The sequence below is a fragment of the Parvibaculum lavamentivorans DS-1 genome, from assembly GCF_000017565.1.
Lineage (GTDB): Bacteria > Pseudomonadota > Alphaproteobacteria > Parvibaculales > Parvibaculaceae > Parvibaculum > Parvibaculum lavamentivorans.
Map to the genome: position 1 here is coordinate 2,208,118 of NC_009719.1, position 16,807 is coordinate 2,224,924.

Genomic DNA, 16,807 nt, shown 5'->3' on the forward strand with positions numbered 1-16,807 from the left:
GTCACCGTTTGACGTAAAGGAAGGGCAGCCTCCCACAAGAGGGCGGTTTTGTCGGAAGGCCCCACCTCATGGCGGAAGACGAAGATATCAGAACGGCGGAAACCGCTGCACCGGCCGCCAACCGGCCTCTGCGTCCCTCCGATCCCGACAGGCAGACTACGCCGCAGGAGCGCAAGCGCGCCTTCTTCATCCTCTTCGTCTGCCTGCTCTCGGTCGGCATGGGCCAGACACTCGTCTTCGCCGTCCTGCCCCCCATCGCCGCCGATCTCGGCATGTCCGAGTTCGAAACGACGATGATCTTTTCACTCTCCGCCGCGCTCTGGGTGCTCACCAGCACCTTCTGGGGCCGCCGCAGCGACGTCATGGGCCGCAAGCCAGTCATCCTGATTGGCGTTTTCGGTTTCGCTTTCTCTACTTCGCTTGTCGGCTTTGTGCTGCTGGCCGGCTATCAGCACTGGATTTCGATGGTGTTGATGTTCCCGCTGGTCATGGGTGCGCGGGCGATCTTCGGTATTTTCGGTTCCGGCTCAATGCCCGCCTCGCAGGCCTATGTCGCAGACCGCACCACGCGGGCCGAGCGGGCAGGAAGCATCGCGCAAATCGGCGCCGCCTTCGGTCTCGGAACGGTCGTCGGCCCCGGCATCGCCGCAGCCTTCGCGGAAATCCACATCCTCGCACCTTTCTTCGCTGTCGGTGCGCTGGCCTTTGTCAGCGGCATAGCGATCTGGATCCTGTTGCCGGAGCGTACGCGGCCAAAGAAGATGCTTTCGGAGAAACAGGAAAAGCAGGCCGCGTTGAAGTGGAGCGCGCCCAATGTCATGCCCTGGCTCGTCATCGGCGTGATCCTCAGCCTCAGCCAGTCGATCATGATGCAGCTCTTCGCCTTCTATCTGATGGCGGAGCTCGGCATGCAGGGGTCGGAAGCCACGCAGCTTGTCAGCGTCGGCATGATGGCCATGGCGATGGCGACCCTCGTCGCGCAGCTCGGCCTCATTCAGCGGTTCGACCTCTCGGTGCAATTCCTGCTGCGCTGGGGTGCTGTCACCATGATCCTTTCATTCGCGATGCTGGTGTTCGGCGGCTCCTACGGCGTGCTTGTCTCGGCGCTGGCGCTTGCCGGTCTCGGCTTCGGCTTCCTGCGCTCCGGCCTGTCCGCCGGCGCGTCACTCTCCGTTTCGCTGAAGGATCAGGGCGCGGTCGCAGGCCTCATCGGCTCGACTGCGGCCACCGGCCACATCCTCAATCCCGCCATCGGTATCCCGCTCTTCTACCTGCTGCACTCGGCGCCCTTCATGCTTGGCATCGGCCTCATGGTGATGATCCTCGCCTTCGCGATCTTTCATCCGGTGCTGAAAAATCTGCGCAGCGGCGATACGGGCCTGGTCGACGAGGAGGAAGAGGAGATCGGGCTGCACTAACCGCCAGGCCTAGCGCCCCGTATGCCCGCCCATCAGCGTCACAAGATGCACCAGCATCACCACGGCGACGATGATGCAGGCAAAGAGGAGCGTCGTCGTCGGCAGAAGGCGGATGCGCCCCGGCTCGACCGGCTTCTTTTCCAGCCAGATGAAAAAACCCGCGCTCACGGCGCTCACCGCCAGAATGGTGAGCGTGAGCGCGAGGGTCACTTCAAGGCACCTTCGGCCTGCCATTGCGCCATGGTCGCGCCAATGGCGGTGGCGAAAGCTTGCGGCTGATCGAGCATGATGTGGTGCTGCGCGCCGGGAACGGTGAAGGCGGGTTTCTCCGGCGCGAGGCGGCGCAGAAAGTTCAGCTTTTCTGGATCGTAGTCCTTGCTGTTGAGCCCGAACATGGTTGCACCCCGGCAGGCGAGATTTGCGTAGATTTCCGCGTGGTCGGCGCCCATGCGCAGCCCGTTGAAAATCGAGTGATCGAATTTCCAGGTCCAGCCGCTTTCCTCGAAGGTTCGCTTGCCGCGTGTTTCTCCCGCCTTCACTTCGCGCAGGCTCAGGGGGCCGATGTAATCGAGGATGAAACCGTTGGCGCAGGGTTGCAGCGGTGCCAGACGGAAGCGCGACTTCGCTTCCTCGAAGCTCTTGTAGATTTTGGTCGGCCGCCGCTCGGGGCCGTTCAGGAACCACTCATGCGGGTCGCTCGCCGGACGCACTGTGAAGTCGCAGAGAATCAATCCGCCGAGCCTGTCGCCATATTGGTGCGCGGCCATAAGCGACACGAAACCGCCGAATGAATGCCCGACGATGACGGGCTTCGGGCCGAGCCCCGCCGCCAGCGCCACTTCGCCGATCTCGCGGCCGAATGTCTCGCGCGTATATTCGATCCGCCAGTCGCTGTCGCCCATGCCGCCCAGATCCATCGAGGCGACATTGTAGTGTTCGGTCAGCAGCGGTGCGATGAAGGAGAACCAGCGGGCATGGGCGCCATTGCCGTGCACGAACAACAGGCCCGGTCTTTCAGGGTCGTTGTTGCCCCAGCGCAGGTAGTGAATGGCGCTTCCATCGACCGTCAGGCGGTGGCTCTCGCAAGGAGCGGCCAGTGCCTGACGGAACCATTGCGGCCGATGAAGAATGATGTCTTCCTCGGGCAAGGTGGCGACGGCGGGTTCCGTCATCCAGTCTCCCGCTTCTTTCGTGATACTCATTGCATGTGCTTTACAGGTTTTCTGCGGCGCTCAGGAGAGCGGCAGAAGGGTGCGCAACAGGGCGCGCGCGGTAGTCGGCTTGCCGATGCGGGGAATTGCGGCGATGGGGCCACGGAAGAGACCGCTATCGTCTGCATGTGCTGTCGCGAAGACGACGCGGGCGCCGCGCTGCTGAAGGGCGAGCGCGAGGTCGAAGGAATATTGGCCGTCGAGATCGACATCGAGCACCGCCATATCGAGCGTGCCGCCGCCGAGCAGTTCTTCCGCCTCTTCTACCGAGCGGGCCGGGCCGATGACATCGGCGCCCGCCGCTTCGAGCGTCTGGGCGATCTCAAGTCCGACGAAAAACTCGTCCTCGACCACAAGCACCGTCTTGCCGGAAAGCGGCAGCCCCGGTGATGGAGCCTTTTCGCCACCTGCCCCGCCTTTCGAGCCGCCATCTAGGCCCGTCATCCACCACAGGACATTCATTTTGAAGGTGCGGCGGCGATTCAGCTTCTCAACGATCATTGTTCGGTGCCTTTGGTCTCGGAGATAGAATTCTGAGGTTCGGAAACCGGGTCCGGGTGTTTGACTTGAAGCTTGGGCAACGTGATGAAGATCGATGTGCCGCCGGCTTCGTTGGTGTGTCTCTTGATTTCGCCGCCATACTGGCGCGAGAGGTTATCGATAATCGTGGTGCCGAGGCCGGGGTGCTCCGGTTTGCCGGACGTCGCCGCCTCCATCCCGATCCCGTCGTCGATGACGGCAAGTAGGGGAATGCCATCGGGGCCGAGCGTGAACGAGGCTTTGATCTCGCCGCTGCTTCGGCCTTGAAAGGCGTGCTTGATGGCGTTTGATACTAGCTCACCCAGCACCACCGCAAGTGTCGTGGTGTCCCGTGAGGCTACAATGAGCGGCTGAAAGTCGCTCACAATGGTGAGCGTGCCGTTCTCCAGCGTCGAATCGGCAAGGTCGGAAACCACGGCTTCAAGCAATTCATCGGCGCGGGTGGATTGCAGGTCGGCCCCCAGCCGGAGGCGGCGTTGCGCGGTGCTGATCGTCTGAATGCGACCGCGCGCGGTTTCGAGTGCCGAACGGGCTTCCCCGTCATTGACTTTCGACTGCTGCATGCGCAACAGCGATGAAACCATAGCGAGGTTGTTGCCGACACGATGCGTGACGTCGCGCAACAGAAGCTCCACGCGTCCCCGTTCATATTCGGCGCGGCCTGCTTCGCTTTCGGCAAGCTCGCGGGCCCTTTCAAGGTCGGCGGTCCGTTCGGCGACGCGCCTCTCCAGTTCTTCGTTCAGCCGCAGTAGCTGGTCGCGCCTCGTTTTCATGTTCATGAACTGGCGGCGGGTCAGTTGCAGCGCCAGGAAAGCAAGGATGAATGAGGCGACGAGCGCGCCGACAAGCGCCGTGAACAGCCATGTATGCGAGCGGGTCGCGCTTTCCTGGCGTGCAGCGAGAAGCGCGTTCTCTTCGGAAATCGCCTCATCCACCAGCCTGCGGGACTCATCCATCAGCGCCTTGCCGCGGTCATTCCCGACGATTTTGCTCGCGCCCTCGAAGTCCCCTTCACGCGCCATGGCGATCGTGCCGTCGAGGATGGCAATGCGCTGGCGGACTGTGTCGTGGAGCGCCTCGATGCGCTTCTGCTGACCAGGATTATCGGCAACCCGCGCCTCAAGTGCTGTCAGCTTCTCGCCGATCTCGAACCGCGTCTCGTTGTAGGGCTCCAGATACTTCGAATCGCGTGTCAGCAGAAAGCCGCGCTGGCCGGTTTCCGTGCCCTGAAGCAGATTGAGGATGGTAAGGAGGTCGGCGCGCACTTCGATTGTTTGAGATACCGCTTCGGCATTCGTCCGCGCGCGGTCGGCCAGCATCAGCGCGGCCGCGCTGGCGCCGAACAGCAGCAGGAACGCGAGCGTCATCAACGCCGCGTTCACCCGCCTCATATCGTCCGTATCGGCGTCTCTGGCGCCGAAAACGCGCATGGACAGACCCAGCCCGGTCATTCCTGCTTTACCCCCGCCGCCGCGAATCCAGGATCCTTGGCAGCGAAATTGCCATTTCCGAAATACTGTTCTGGAAATAGGACATTCCGGCTCTTTTGGAAAGATACCAAGTTGTCAGCGGCGCAATTTACCCCCCTGGCGGGGAGGCATCGGAAAGAGGCTGAAACCGCCAAAAAAAGCGGGGTTTGCCGGTTGACACCGCATGACCGCCCGCTTAGTTTCCGCGCCAACTTAAAGGGCGTTCCGGCATCGGGCCGGAGGCGGGGCAGGCAGTTCGTCCCGCCCGCGGGCCCGATCCGAGGTTGAGCCATGAAGATCCGTAACTCATTGAGATCGCTCCGGAATCGGCACCGGGACAACCGTCTCGTGCGCCGCAAGGGCCGCGTCTACATCATCAACAAGACAAACCGCCGCTTCAAGGCCCGCCAGGGCTGAATGCGCGTCAGGCGGCCCTTCCGGGTGCGCCGCCTTGAGTTGGAGGCCGCTGCCGGAAGGTATGCGGCCTTTCTGCTTGTGGGGGCAGTATGGGCGAAAAGCTCGATACCGTTGTTTTCGACATCGGAAATGTGCTGATCCAGTGGGATCCGCGCCATCTCTACCGTTCCATCTTCCCGGACGAGGCAGAGATGGAGGCTTTTCTCGCCAATGTCTGCACCATGGAATGGCATATCGAGCATGATCGCGGCGTGCCCTTTGCCGATAATGCGCTCGGACTCAAGGCGCGGCATCCGGCCCATGCAGATCTCATCGACCTCTGGGGCGCCCGCTATCTTGAGATGACGCCTGATCGTGTGCCGGGCACGGCGGCCCTGCTTCGCGGCCTGAAGGCCGGCGGTATCGCCCTTCACGGGCTCACCAACATGCCGTCCCCCGTCTTTCCGGCGCTTTGCGAGCGCTATCCTGAGCTTCTGCTTCTGGAGCAGACGGTCGTTTCGGGCGACGAAGGCATTCTCAAGCCCGATCCCCGCATTTACCGGATATTGATCGGCCGCGCGGGGATCGACCCCTCGCGCACGCTTTTCATCGACGATTCGGCCCGCAATGTGGAAACAGCCGCCTCGCTCGGCTTCCACACGCATATCTTCACCGGGGCGGATGGCCTTGAAGGTGCATTGCGCGGTCATGGGCTGATTTAGCCGGAGCGGCGAATTCATTGGGTTTGCGTGCGGGCCCGTGTCGCGGCCTAATAGGGCCGTCCCGGCAGCCGGGATTCCGTTCAGGCGATGCAAAAGGATTTCCCGAATGAGCGACCGGTTCATGATCTATGGCGCCACCGGCTATACCGGCAAACTTGTGGCGCGCACCGCGAAGACACTCGGCATGAAGCCTTTGCTGGCCGGCCGCAACGAAGCCCGCCTGAAATCCATCGCCGCTCAGCATGGCTTCGAGTATCAGGCCATCTCGCTCGACGAGCCGGAGGCGCTCGATGCCGGGCTCTCCCAGGTCGATGTCGTGCTCCACATCGCCGGTCCCTTCTCGCAAACATCGAAGCCGATGGTGGAGGCGTGTCTGCGCACCGGCACGCATTATCTCGACATTACCGGCGAGATCGATGTTTTCGAGGCCTGTGCCGCGCGCGACGAGGCGGCGCAGAAGGCTGGCGTCATGCTGATGCCCGGCGTCGGTTTCGATGTCGTGCCGAGCGATTGTCTTGCCGCTCACATGAAGACGCGGATGCCGGATGCGGTTGAGCTCACGCTCGGCATTTCCGGTCTCGGTCACATGTCGCATGGCACCGCCAAGACCGGCGTCGAAAGCATCGGCAAGGGCACGCGCATCCGTCGCGATGGCCGCATTGTCTCCGCAAAGAAGCCGCTTCGCCGCGAGATCGATTTCGGACAAGGCGCCAAGCCGTCGATCGCGATCGGGTGGGGCGATGTCTCCACCGCCTGGCACTCCACGAAGATCCGGGACATCACCGTCTATTTCGAGAGCAATCCGCAATTCGAGCAAATGGCAAAGCTCGGCGCCTTCATGCGCTGGGTAATGAGCCGGGGGCCGATGCAGCGGGCGCTTAAAAAGCGCATCGAACAGCAACCCGAAGGGCCGACGGACGAGCAGCGCCGCGAAGGCTTCGCCGTTCTCTTCGGCGAGGCCGTCAATGCCGAGGGCGCGCGCGTCCAGTCGCGCCTGCAAACGCCCGAAGGCTACACGCTGACGGCAATGACCGGCCTCGAGATCGTCCGGCGGGTGCTCGCCGGCGATGCGCAGCCTGGTTTCCAGACGCCGTCTTCGGTATTCGGGGCCGATTTCATCACGGAATTCGAGGGCTGCACCCGGCAGGACCTCAACGGCTGATTTGGCGGCGGCGGGCTCTCGCCCTATCATCGGCGGCATGATCAAACGCCTGCTCATCTGCCTCCTGTTGCTGCCGGGCCTTTCTCCGGCGGCGACGGCCATCCATGCAGCGGAGATGGCGGCGGGCGAAGAAACGCGCGAGGCCGTGCTCGACAGTCTCTTCGAGCGGCTCCGCACCGCCAAGGACGAGACGGAAGGCCGTGCGGTCGAAAGTGCCATCCAGTCCTTCTGGCTGCAGTCGGGCAGTCCGAGCATCGACCTGCTCATGCAGCGCGGGCTCGATGCGCTGCATGAGCAGGACTATGACCGGGCCCATTTTTATTTCGATGAGGTGGTGGTCCTCTCGCCCGGCTTCGCGGAGGGATGGAACAAGCGCGCAACCATTCATTACATCCGCGAGGATTATTCGTCGGCGCTGCGCGATATTGAGCAGACGCTCCGTCTCGAGCCTCGTCATTTCGAGGCACTGGCGGGGCTCGGCATCCTCCTGGAGGAACTCGGCGACAAGAAAGGCGCGCTCGATGCCTATCGTCGCGCGCTTGCGCTCAATCCCTGGCTGCGCGACGGCGATGCACGCATCAAGCCGCTCCAGCTGGATGTCGAGGGCAGGGGCATCTGAATGCGCGCGAAGGTGAACCGTTTGCCGCCGGCATTCGTACCCGTCGCATGGCCTTTCTCAAGCGCGTTCCATCCTTGTTTGTCCCGCTTCTCGTTATCGGAGGTCTCGTGAGCTACTCCGCGCCACGGGCGCTTGCCGCAACGATGTGGCCGCCCGATCTATTCGTGGAACTCGGCGGCGAGTTTTCCGGCGCGCGTTTTCATTATACCGAACAGGGCGTCGCGCCGCCGGGTGTCGCATCCGTCGTTCTCATTCATGGCGCGAGCGGCAATCTGCGCGACATGGAACTGAGCCTGATGGAATCCCTTTCGCGCCATACACGCGTGATCGCCATCGACCGGCCGGGGCATGGCTGGAGCGACCGCACCTCGCATCCGGATATCTCGAATCCCGCCGTTCAGGCGCGTGCGATCCGCGAGGCGCTGGCGCGGCTCGGCGTGGAGCGGCCGGTGATCCTCGGCCATAGCTGGGGCGGCGCGGTTGCGGCGGCCTATGCACTCGACTTCCCTGAAGACACGGCCGGTATTCTGCCTCTGTCGGGTGCGCTTTATCCCTGGCCCGGCGGTGTTGCCTGGTATCACTCGGTCGTCCGTACGCCCGCCATCGGCTGGCTGTTCATGCAGGTACTCGTCGAGCCCGCCGGCAAGCTGCTGGTGGAGGAAGGCGTGAAAAGCAATTTTTATCCCGACACGCCGCCGGAAAACTACACGAGCAAGACGGCGCTGCCGCTGCTTTTTCGGCCGCATGAATTCCGCGCCAACAGCGAGGATACGTCGAACCTGAAAGAAAACCTCGCGCGAATGAGCACACGCTATGAGAGCATTTCGGTGCCTGTCATCATCGTCACCGGCAATGCGGATCACACAGTCTCCCCGAAGCTCCACTCCTATGCGTTCCACAATGCGGTCGAAGGCTCCGAGCTCATCAAGCTCAAGGGCACCGGCCACATGCCGCACTACGTGCGGCGCGACATCGTGGTGGACGCGGTGCTGCGTCTCGCGCGCGGCGAGCGAGTGCGCGCCGGCATGACGACTATCCATGCGGATGGATCGGTGGAAGAGGCGCTGGCAGCCGAGTAGCTGCGAGAAAGGTTTCCCGCGGAAGCGGAGCCTCTCAATCGCGGTCGCGCCGTCCCACAAAGGAAACACGCAGCATGTTGGTTGCACCCGGCGTTCCGAGCGGCACGCCCGCCGTCACGACGATGCGCTGCCCCGGTTGCGCGAAACCTTCCGAGAAGGCGATCCGCCCGGCGCGGTCCGACAGGTCGTCGAGGTCCTTGGCGTCTTCCGTCAATACGCAGTGCAGCCCCCAGACCAGCGCCAGCCGCCGTGCCGTTGCGGGCACGGGCGTCAGCACGATGATCGGAAAGAGAGGCCGTTCGCGCGCGGCGCGGAGGCCCGTCGAGCCGGAATTCGTCCAGCAGACGATTGCCGCCGCGTTCAGCGTGTCGGCAACGGAATGCGCGGCGGCGCTGATGGCGTCGGCGCCCGTGGCTTCCGGTTCGGCGCGCTGCGCATAAATGATGCCGGGATAGGTCGGGTCGCCCTCAACCGATTGCGCCACCTTGTCCATCATCGTGACGGCTTCAACGGGATATTGTCCCGCCGCCGATTCCGCCGACAGCATGATGGCGTCCGCCCCCTCGAAAACAGCCGTCGCCACGTCGGAGACTTCCGCCCGTGTCGGAGTGGCGGAGGAAATCATCGATTCCAGCATCTGTGTGGCGACCACAACCGGCTTGCCGGAGCGTCGCGCCGCGCGCGTCAGGCGCTTCTGCCAGCCCGGCACCTGCTCGAGCGGCAGTTCGACGCCGAGGTCGCCGCGCGCCACCATGATGGCATCCGCAATGTCGATGATTTCCTCGAGATGGCCGAGCGCCTGCGGCTTCTCGATCTTCGCCATCACGGCCGCGCGGCCGCGTGCGATCTTGCGGGCTTCGGCAACGTCTTCGGGGCGCTGCACGAAAGAGAGCGCCACCCAGTCGACGCCGAGTTCGAGCGCCATGTCGATGTCGCGCCGGTCCTTCTCGGTCATTGCCGCCATCGGCAACAGCGTGTCGGGCAAGCTCACGCCCTTCCGGTTCGACAATTTGCCGCCGATGATGACTTCGGTGTCGATGTGATCTTTCGCCTTGGCCTTCACGAGCACGCGGATCTTGCCGTCGTCGAGCAGCAGAGTCTGGCCGGCCGACACGGCGTTGAAGATTTCAGGATGCGGCAGCGGCGCGCGCGTCTTGTCGCCGGGCGCCTTGTTCATGTCGAAGCGGAAGCGCGCGCCCTTTTCCAGCATCGCCGAACCGCCGGTCATTTCGCCGACGCGGAGCTTCGGTCCTTGCAGGTCGGCGAGAATGCCGATGGGCCGGCCGCAATCTTCCTCCACCTGCCGCACGGCTGCGTGAACCCGTTTCAGGTTCGCATGGTCGAGATGGCTCATGTTGAGGCGGAAGACATCGGCACCGGCATCGAACAGCTTCCGGATCATCTCCGGCGTGTCGGAAGCGGGGCCAAGTGTCGCGATGATCTTGACGTTACGGCGGCGAATCAACCTGGTCGCTCCTGTCTGTCTCAGTGTTCTCGACCAGTATGACCCGAAAATCGTTCACATTCGTGTAACTCGGCCCGGTCTTAACGAGATCGCCAAGCTGCGCGAAAAACGTGCCGGAATCGTGACGTTCCAGCATTTCCGCCGCATCGAGCCCTGCCGCGCGGGCGCGGTCAAGCGTGTCTGGCGTTATGATGGCCCCCGCAGGGTCATCCGCCTCGCCCGAACCGCCGTCGATCCCGTCCGTATCGCCCGCAAGCGCCGTGACGCCCGCCATGCCATCGAGTGCTATGGCGAGCGCCAGCGCGTATTCCTGGTTGGGGCCGCCACGGCCGCCTTTCTCACCATCGCCGAATGTCACGCCGGCTTCGCCGCCCGAAATGATGGCGACCCGGCGTCCTTCGGCCCGCGCCTGAAACACGCGCTTGGCGTGCTCGGCCGCCAGCTCCCGCGCTTCGCCCTCTATGGCGTCGCCCAGCGCCACGGGGTCGTAGCCCTCGGCGCGAGCAATGGCCGCTGCCGCGCCGAGCGAGCCGGTGCCGCTTGCGATCAGCTTGTAGCTGGCATGAGCGAATATCTCCGCACCCGGCTTCGGCGTCTCGGGCGCGGCGTCGATTGCGGCCCGAAGCGTCTCCGAGACCGGCGGCCGCAACGCGTCGATGATCGCCATGACGCGCGCCTTGCTCGTCGTGTCGGGCACGGTCGGTCCCGAGGCGATGGTGCTCGGGTCGTCGCCCGCCACATCCGAGATCGCCAGTGTAAGCGAACGGGCAGGGTGGATCGTCTCGACGAGCCTGCCGCCCTTGATCCGCGAGATGTGTTTTCTCACGCAATTGATGTCGCCGATGGGACGGCCCGAGGCGAGCAGCGCCCGCGTCAGCCATATCTCGTCATCAAGCGTGATGCCCTGTATCGGCTGTGCCGTCAGCGACGAGGCGCCGCCGGAGAGCAGCACAAGTGCGAAATCCTCAGGCCCCATCCACTCGGCCATTCGCAGAAGCCGCTTGGCCGCCGCTTCGCCTGCCGCGTCAGGTACGGGGTGGCCGCCTTCCAGCACTTCCACATGGCGCGTCGGCTGCGCGTGGCCGTAGCGCGTCAGCGCCAGTCCCTCGATATGGGTGCCCGGAAATTCCCTGTCGTAATAATCTTCAGCCACCGCCGCCATGGAGGCCGCCGCCTTGCCGATCGCGAAGATGACGAGGCGGCCTTCGCCCGGCGCCGGCGGTTTGGGCAGATGGGGCGGCAGGCAGGATGCGGGCAATGCATCCTTTACCGCCGCATCGTAGAGGCGCCTCAGCAGCGCCCGTGTTTCCTCGTCCCGCGCTTCCATCCTTCAGATATAATGCGCGAATGCGCGATCTGTCACTTCAGCCGGAAAATTCTCGGTCACAGCCTTTCGAATTGGTGAACCCCGGCGGTTCTCCGGGCTTTCTCGTCCTTTGCGACCATGCCTCCAATGCCTTGCCGGAGGGCTATGGCAGCCTTGGCCTCGCGGCGGCGGAGTTCGAGCGCCATATCGCCTTCGATATCGGTGCCGCCGGTGTCGCCCGGCACCTCTCGGCGCTACTCGATTGCCCGGCCGTGCTCGGGCGCTATTCGCGCCTCCTCGTCGATCTGAACCGGGGCGAGGACGATCCGACCATCGTCATGAAATTGTCCGACGGTGCGGTCATTCCCGGCAACCGGGATGTCGATGCGCATCGAGGCGCCGTGGAATTCGCGCATCGCATCGCCGCCTTCCACGCGCCTTATCACGATGCCGTGGAGCGCATGATCGCGCGGGCGCGGGCGGCGGATACCGTTCCCGTCCTCATCTCCGTCCACAGCTTCACGCCGCGCTGGCGCGCCCATATCCGCCCCTGGCATACCGGCATTCTCTGGGACAAGGACGGCCGCCTGCCCGTGCCGCTCATGGCCGCGCTGCGCGAGGATGGCGACATCGTCGTCGGCGACAACGAGCCCTATACGGGCCGTCTCAAGAATGATTGCCTCTATCGTCACGCGACGATGCACGGGCTGCCCCACGCGCTTATCGAAATCCGGCAGGACCTGATAGAGACGGAAGAAGGGCAGGCGGCATGGGCGGCGCGTTACGCGCGCCATCTTGGTCCCATCTGCGCCATGCCCGGCCTTCGCGCTATCCGGCATTTCGGCTCGCATGCCGATCCCGCCCTCCCCATATCGCAATGAGACACGAGAGAGGACGCCTCATGGACAAAGCCACGCAGACAGAGCTCGAAGCCGCCGCTTTCCGCCGCCTCGTCGCGCATCTTGGCGCGCGGACGGATGTGCAGAATATCGACCTGATGGTCCTTGCCGGCTTCTGCCGCAATTGCCTGGCGGACTGGTACCGGGAGGCGGCGGCTGAAAAAGGCATCGAGATATCGAAGGATGAGGCGCGCGAGACGATTTATGGCGAGCCTTTCGCCGAGTGGAAGGCGAAGCACCAGCCCGAAGCGACGCCCGAACAACTTGCCGCCTTCGCCGAAGCGCAGAAAAAATCCCACGGGTAAGCGCCGCTCTTCCCGACTATCCACAGCTTTCTCGCCGGCGCATATTGCCGCCGCCTGCCCGCGGCACTATCGTCGCGACCCTCACTCATGTACCTGCATAATTGGAGCGACGCATCATGGCGGACGGCAATACCCCCAATACAGGCGTCGCGCATGACCAGCTTCGTTCCATCGTCGAGCGCATCGAGCGCCTCGAAGAGGAAAAAGCGGCGCTCGCGAACGACATCAAGGAAGTCTATGCCGAAGCGAAGGGCAATGGCTTCGACACGAAGACGCTGCGTCAGGTCGTGCGTATCCGCAAGCAGGACAAGGCCGAGCGCCAGGAACAGGAAGCGATCCTGGAACTTTACCTCAGCGCGCTGGGCATGGCCTGAGACTTCTTCCGCACAGGCCCCCGTATCGTCCATACTGTCCCCGTTGATGCCGTGCTAACGGGGGGTCAGGGGTGAACGACGACGCGCGTCAGGGTCCGGGTACGGTGCCGGAAGAGGCCGCGCCCTCGCGTCTCGGCGACGCGGTGGATGCCGTCTACAGCTATGCCGCCTCGCGCTACAACTGGGAAGACCTGATCGGCTTTCTCGCTCATCTCGACCATGACAGTTTTCGGTCCGATGCGCCGCGCGACAGCCGTGAGATCGCGTCCTCGCTGATATCGCATCTGAGCCGCGCCGACGCGCTGGCGACGCGGCTTCACGGCGCGGCGGAGCATGAAGCCGACATCGCCTATGCGCTGCTCCTCCTCGATGCGGACCGGCGCGTCATGGCATCGAATGCCGGTGGCCGCGCCGTCTTCGATGCAATCTCGCCCGCCGTCGAAACCGGCAAGCGTCTCTCTTTCCGCGAAGACGAGCATGCGGCGATATTCCGCCGCGCGCTGGACGATCTGAAAAAGGACGCGGACATGGCTCCCGTCCTTCTGCGTTTCGCGGGAGAGGATGGCGAGACGCGCCTTGCCTGTTACCTCGTTCCCGGCGCGCGGCTCACCTCGCCGGTGCTGCGCGCGGCGGATGCGGATGAGGAGGGGCCCCGTCCGCTCTGCGCGCTCATCGTCGCCAACAAGGACGATATGGAGGAAGCGCCGGAGATTTTCCGCAAGGCGCTCGGTCTCACACCGGCTGAAGCGCGGCTCGCGGCGCGGCTTCGTTTCGGGCTGACGCTGAAGGAAGCGGCGGGCGAGCTCGGCATCGCGGTCAATACCGCGCGCAATCAGCTCCGCAGCATTTTCGACAAGCTCGGCGTCAACCGCCAGAGCGATCTCGTGCGCCATTTGACCGAGCTCGCCGCGCTCGCCGCCAGCATGCAGGGCGCGCCGTCCGCTCGCGGCAAGGCAATAGTCACCAGCGCCGAACGGCGCATGGTTACGCTGCCGGACGGGCGCATCATCGCGCTGCGCGATCTCGGCAGGCCGGACGGCATGCCGGTCGTCATTCTCCATCCGCTCGTGCAGTCGAGCCTGATGCGTCCGCGGGAAGCGGTCATCGCGGGCGATTGCGGCGTGCGCCTCATCTCCGTCGAGCGTCCCGGCATCGGCCTGTCGACGCCCGACCCCGACTGTTCCTATGTTTCCTTCGCGCATGATCTCGGCCATGTCGCCGACGCGCTGGGCCTTGCGCGCTTCGCGGTGCTTGGCTGGGCGTCGGGTGCGCCTTTTGCGCTCGCCGCCGGGTCCGTTCTCGGCGAGCGCGTCACGCGCGTCGCGCTGGCAACGCCGCGCCTCACTTTCCGCGCGGACCTTGCTCCCGTCAGCAGCATGCATCAGTTCTTCGGCGGGCTGCGCCGCCACACCTGGCTCTTCGAGGCCGTCTTTTCCATCATGCGCGCCAAGCGGTCGCGCCGTCTCTTCCGGCCCATGATCCGCAACTTCCTCGAAAACTCGGAACCGGACCGTCTGGTCTTCGAGGCGGATACGAGTCTTCTCGATTGCTTCACCGACAGTTTCGTCGAGGCGCTCGACAAGACGCATAAGGGCCTTGTCGGCGAGTTGAACTTCTATGCGAAGGAAACCCCGGTCGATGTTTCCGGCCTCGCGCGTCCGGTTCTCGTCTGGCACGGGCTTCGCGATGAAATGAACAAGGCCGAGGATGTGCAGCGTATGCTGCGGAACATGCCGGTGGAGGCATTCCATCCGATGCCGGATGATGGCCATATGGTTCTGTTCACACATTTCCGTGACGTGCTGACCAGCCTCCTCAATGATAAGCATTAACTGCAATCTTTTTGCGGTGCGTGACATTCATTGCCCTCATTTGAGGTTTCCGGCTCTCTCACTTCCGGCCTAAAGTGCCACGGGCGGGACGGGGTGTTCCGGCAAGTCTCTGTCAGGGGCGTGGCGTGTCCGGGGTGAAATCGGTGGAAGATGAGGAGTTGCAGCGTGCGGCATCCGCGCGGCAGCCCGGTTCTGTCCGCCCCGATATCGCCATGGCGCTCGACGCCGTCTACGCCTATGCAACGGACCCCGACAATTGGGAGGAAATGACCTCCCTGCTCGACGGCATCGGCGCCGGCGGCGACGACGAAAATATCGGCGCGCTGATGGACGATGTTCGTGTGCATCTTGGCCGCGCGGAAGAACTTGCGCGCCGCCTTCACGAGACGCCGCCGGAAGACCGCGCCTCCAGCTACTGCCACATGATCCTGGGACGCGATCTCCGCATCGCCGATCTTTCCGAGGCCGCGCGCGTCATGCTCGGCCCGCTTTGCAAGCCGCTCCATAGCGGCGAGCGCCTCGTTTTCAACGATCCGGAAAACGCCGCTCGGTTTCGCGCGCTTGCCGCCTCGGTCGCGGAAGGAGCGGCCGGGCCCGCGCTGCTGCGTCTCGTGCTTGAGGATGGCGAGGAGGCTGTGCTCGGCTATATCGTCGCCGAGGCGAACCTGCCCGAGCCGCTTCGCCGCCGGCTTTCCCTTCCGCCGGAAGCGCGCAAGGGCGCCATCGCCTTTGTTGCGCCGGACCGCGACGCCGCGGCCGATGCGAGCCGCATGTACCGCGAAACCTTCGGCCTCACACCGGCCGAAGCCCGCCTCGCCGCGCGGCTGAAGGATGGGCTCTCTCTGAAGGAGGCGGCCGCCGAGCTCGGCATTTCCGTCAACACCGCGCGCAATCAGATTCGCAGCGTCTTCGAGAAGCTCGGCGTCAACCGTCAGAGCGATCTCATCCGTCATCTGACGGAATTGTCGCAGCTCGCGTCCTATATCCGCACCGCAAGCGGCGGCATCGCCGATCATTTCGAGCCGTCCGCGCCTGGCGAAGTGCCGCTCGATTTCGTGACGCTGCCGGATGGCCGCAAGCTCGCTTACCGCGATTACGGCCCAAAGGGCGGCGTGCCGGTGGTCATGTTCCCGAGTTCCGTCAGCAGTTCCTATCTCTGGCCGGTCGAGACGCAGCAGGCGGTGAGCCACGGCGTCCGGCTCATCGCCGTCGAACGGCCGGGCACGGGTGCCTCCACCGCCGATCCCGATCTCACTTTTGAAAGCTTCGCGCGGGACTTCGCCTTCTTCGTGGACGAAATCGGTCTGGAGCGTTTCCGTCTCGTCGCGCGGTCTTCGGCATCGCCTTTCGCGCTCGCCGCCGCCGCGCATCTCGGCGCCCGCGTCCAGCTTCTGATGCTCACCTCGCCGCGCCTCGGCGTTCCCGAAGGCAGCCGCACAAAGCCGCTCGGCATGCTCGGCGCCTTCTTCAACAATCTGCGCCGCTATCCCTGGCTCCTCGATTCCACGCTCTATATTCTCCGGGCGAAGATGTCGCGCGCCTTCATCCGGCCGCTCGTTCTCAAATTCTTCGAGCAATCGCCCGCCGATGTGGCGTTCATCCGTGCAACGCCCAGCCTCCACGAGGCAATGGTCCGCGCCACCATGGAAACGGTGGCGCATACCTATGCAGGCCTTCTTCGTGAATCGCAGCTTTATCTCGACGGCGTTTCGCTCGATCTCGCGGGCATCACGGCGCCCATCATCGTCTGGCATGGCGAAGAGGATGGTGTGGTGCCGCTTGACGAGTTGCGCCGCCGCCTGAAGGAAGTCGGCCTTGAGCCGGACGAGATGCGCGTTTTCCCCGGCGCCGGTCACTGTTTCATCAACAAGCACTACCCGGAGATCTTCGAGCGCCTGATCCGGGGTTGAGGGATTTTTCGCCGCTTGGTGCGTTTGCACTATTCAGACGGCCGATCCCGCCCGCTACGACTCCTTTCAAGACCCGGACATGGGGTGCCGGGCTGCTTGA

At 64.1% G+C, this 16,807-nt stretch carries 17 protein-coding genes; 11 read left to right on the plus strand and 6 right to left on the minus strand.

Translation table 11 applies throughout. From position 1 onward, the window contains the following. Positions 1-68: 68 nt before the first annotated feature. Positions 69-1,418 (plus strand): MFS transporter, encoded by a 1,350-nt coding sequence (locus PLAV_RS10230; protein WP_012110938.1) that lies wholly within the window; start codon positions 69-71, stop codon positions 1,416-1,418. Positions 1,419-1,427: 9 nt separating this feature from the next. On the opposite strand, the gene PLAV_RS10235 is transcribed toward PLAV_RS10230, so the two are convergent. Genes PLAV_RS10235 through PLAV_RS10250 form a run of 4 tightly spaced genes read right to left on the minus strand, consistent with a single transcriptional unit; the run spans position 1,428 to position 4,620 of the window. Then, positions 1,428-1,628, minus strand: a complete 201-nt coding sequence (locus PLAV_RS10235; protein WP_041535944.1) for a hypothetical protein — start codon at positions 1,626-1,628, stop codon at positions 1,428-1,430. Next, on the minus strand, positions 1,625-2,620 hold the full coding sequence (locus PLAV_RS10240; protein WP_083762556.1) for an alpha/beta fold hydrolase: 996 nt from the start codon (positions 2,618-2,620) through the stop codon (positions 1,625-1,627). The genes PLAV_RS10235 and PLAV_RS10240 overlap by 4 nt, the downstream gene beginning before the upstream one ends. Before the next feature lie 30 nt (positions 2,621-2,650). Continuing rightward, complete coding sequence (locus PLAV_RS18950; protein WP_012110941.1) at positions 2,651-3,130, minus strand: response regulator; 480 nt, start codon at positions 3,128-3,130, stop codon at positions 2,651-2,653. Next, the gene (locus PLAV_RS10250) at positions 3,127-4,620 is read right to left on the minus strand and encodes a sensor histidine kinase (protein WP_012110942.1); all 1,494 of its coding nucleotides are present in this window, start codon (positions 4,618-4,620) and stop codon (positions 3,127-3,129) included. The genes PLAV_RS18950 and PLAV_RS10250 overlap by 4 nt, the downstream gene beginning before the upstream one ends. A 309-nt stretch (positions 4,621-4,929) precedes the next feature. On the opposite strand from PLAV_RS10250, the gene ykgO reads away from it, so the two are divergent. From ykgO to PLAV_RS10275, 5 genes are all read left to right on the plus strand, one after another. Then, positions 4,930-5,055 carry a type B 50S ribosomal protein L36 gene (gene ykgO, locus PLAV_RS10255; RefSeq protein ID WP_012110943.1) on the plus strand — a complete coding sequence of 42 codons (126 nt, stop codon included), beginning with the start codon at positions 4,930-4,932 and terminating at the stop codon, positions 5,053-5,055. An 89-nt stretch (positions 5,056-5,144) separates the two neighbouring features. Then, positions 5,145-5,756 (plus strand): HAD family hydrolase, encoded by a 612-nt coding sequence (locus PLAV_RS10260; protein WP_012110944.1) that lies wholly within the window; start codon positions 5,145-5,147, stop codon positions 5,754-5,756. 106 nt (positions 5,757-5,862) lie between these two features. Continuing rightward, positions 5,863-6,918 carry a saccharopine dehydrogenase family protein gene (locus PLAV_RS10265; RefSeq protein ID WP_012110945.1) on the plus strand — a complete coding sequence of 352 codons (1,056 nt, stop codon included), beginning with the start codon at positions 5,863-5,865 and terminating at the stop codon, positions 6,916-6,918. A gap of 37 nt (positions 6,919-6,955) precedes the next feature. Next, complete coding sequence (locus tag PLAV_RS10270; protein WP_041536603.1) at positions 6,956-7,537, plus strand: tetratricopeptide repeat protein; 582 nt, start codon at positions 6,956-6,958, stop codon at positions 7,535-7,537. Between the two features lie 107 nt (positions 7,538-7,644). Further along, the gene (locus PLAV_RS10275; protein ID WP_168713191.1) at positions 7,645-8,616 is read left to right on the plus strand and encodes an alpha/beta fold hydrolase; all 972 of its coding nucleotides are present in this window, start codon (positions 7,645-7,647) and stop codon (positions 8,614-8,616) included. A gap of 34 nt (positions 8,617-8,650) precedes the next feature. On the opposite strand, the gene pyk is transcribed toward PLAV_RS10275, so the two are convergent. Both pyk and PLAV_RS10285 read right to left on the minus strand, forming a co-directional pair. Next, the gene (gene pyk / locus PLAV_RS10280) at positions 8,651-10,081 is read right to left on the minus strand and encodes a pyruvate kinase (RefSeq protein WP_012110948.1); all 1,431 of its coding nucleotides are present in this window, start codon (positions 10,079-10,081) and stop codon (positions 8,651-8,653) included. Further along, entirely contained in the window at positions 10,065-11,408 is a 1,344-nt protein-coding gene (locus tag PLAV_RS10285) for a glycerate kinase type-2 family protein (RefSeq protein WP_012110949.1), read from the minus strand. The genes pyk and PLAV_RS10285 overlap by 17 nt, the downstream gene beginning before the upstream one ends. Positions 11,409-11,428: 20 nt before the next feature. Between PLAV_RS10285 and PLAV_RS10290 the strand changes: the two genes are divergently transcribed. The 5 genes from PLAV_RS10290 to PLAV_RS18960 all read left to right on the plus strand — a co-directional run bounded on the left by PLAV_RS10290 (position 11,429) and on the right by PLAV_RS18960 (position 16,707). Continuing rightward, the gene (locus tag PLAV_RS10290) at positions 11,429-12,268 is read left to right on the plus strand and encodes an N-formylglutamate amidohydrolase (protein WP_012110950.1); all 840 of its coding nucleotides are present in this window, start codon (positions 11,429-11,431) and stop codon (positions 12,266-12,268) included. Positions 12,269-12,288: 20 nt separating this feature from the next. Continuing rightward, positions 12,289-12,591, plus strand: a complete 303-nt coding sequence (locus PLAV_RS10295; protein ID WP_041535945.1) for a DUF1244 domain-containing protein — start codon at positions 12,289-12,291, stop codon at positions 12,589-12,591. A 116-nt stretch (positions 12,592-12,707) separates the two neighbouring features. After that, a complete protein-coding gene (locus PLAV_RS10300) occupies positions 12,708-12,965 on the plus strand; it encodes a DUF2312 domain-containing protein (protein ID WP_012110952.1) in 258 nt (85 codons plus the stop codon). Positions 12,966-13,036: 71 nt separating this feature from the next. After that, positions 13,037-14,797, plus strand: a complete 1,761-nt coding sequence (locus PLAV_RS18955) for a bifunctional helix-turn-helix transcriptional regulator/alpha/beta hydrolase (protein ID WP_012110953.1) — start codon at positions 13,037-13,039, stop codon at positions 14,795-14,797. 125 nt (positions 14,798-14,922) lie between these two features. Next, positions 14,923-16,707: a bifunctional helix-turn-helix transcriptional regulator/alpha/beta hydrolase gene (locus tag PLAV_RS18960; protein ID WP_143710201.1), complete on the plus strand. Its 1,785-nt coding sequence runs from the start codon at positions 14,923-14,925 to the stop codon at positions 16,705-16,707. The last annotated feature ends 100 nt before the right edge of the window (positions 16,708-16,807 follow it).

Coding starts and splice junctions, on each gene's coding strand:
- PLAV_RS10230 (WP_012110938.1), top strand. CDS start 69: ATGGCGGAAGACGAAGATATCAGAACGGCGGAAACCGCTGCACCGGCC.
- PLAV_RS10240 (WP_083762556.1), bottom strand. CDS start 2,620: ATGAGTATCACGAAAGAAGCGGGAGACTGGATGACGGAACCCGCCGTC.
- PLAV_RS18950 (WP_012110941.1), bottom strand. CDS start 3,130: ATGATCGTTGAGAAGCTGAATCGCCGCCGCACCTTCAAAATGAATGTC.
- PLAV_RS10250 (WP_012110942.1), bottom strand. CDS start 4,620: ATGACCGGGCTGGGTCTGTCCATGCGCGTTTTCGGCGCCAGAGACGCC.
- ykgO (WP_012110943.1), top strand. CDS start 4,930: ATGAAGATCCGTAACTCATTGAGATCGCTCCGGAATCGGCACCGGGAC.
- PLAV_RS10260 (WP_012110944.1), top strand. CDS start 5,145: ATGGGCGAAAAGCTCGATACCGTTGTTTTCGACATCGGAAATGTGCTG.
- PLAV_RS10265 (WP_012110945.1), top strand. CDS start 5,863: ATGAGCGACCGGTTCATGATCTATGGCGCCACCGGCTATACCGGCAAA.
- PLAV_RS10270 (WP_041536603.1), top strand. CDS start 6,956: ATGATCAAACGCCTGCTCATCTGCCTCCTGTTGCTGCCGGGCCTTTCT.
- PLAV_RS10285 (WP_012110949.1), bottom strand. CDS start 11,408: ATGGAAGCGCGGGACGAGGAAACACGGGCGCTGCTGAGGCGCCTCTAC.
- PLAV_RS10290 (WP_012110950.1), top strand. CDS start 11,429: ATGCGCGATCTGTCACTTCAGCCGGAAAATTCTCGGTCACAGCCTTTC.
- PLAV_RS10295 (WP_041535945.1), top strand. CDS start 12,289: ATGGACAAAGCCACGCAGACAGAGCTCGAAGCCGCCGCTTTCCGCCGC.
- PLAV_RS10300 (WP_012110952.1), top strand. CDS start 12,708: ATGGCGGACGGCAATACCCCCAATACAGGCGTCGCGCATGACCAGCTT.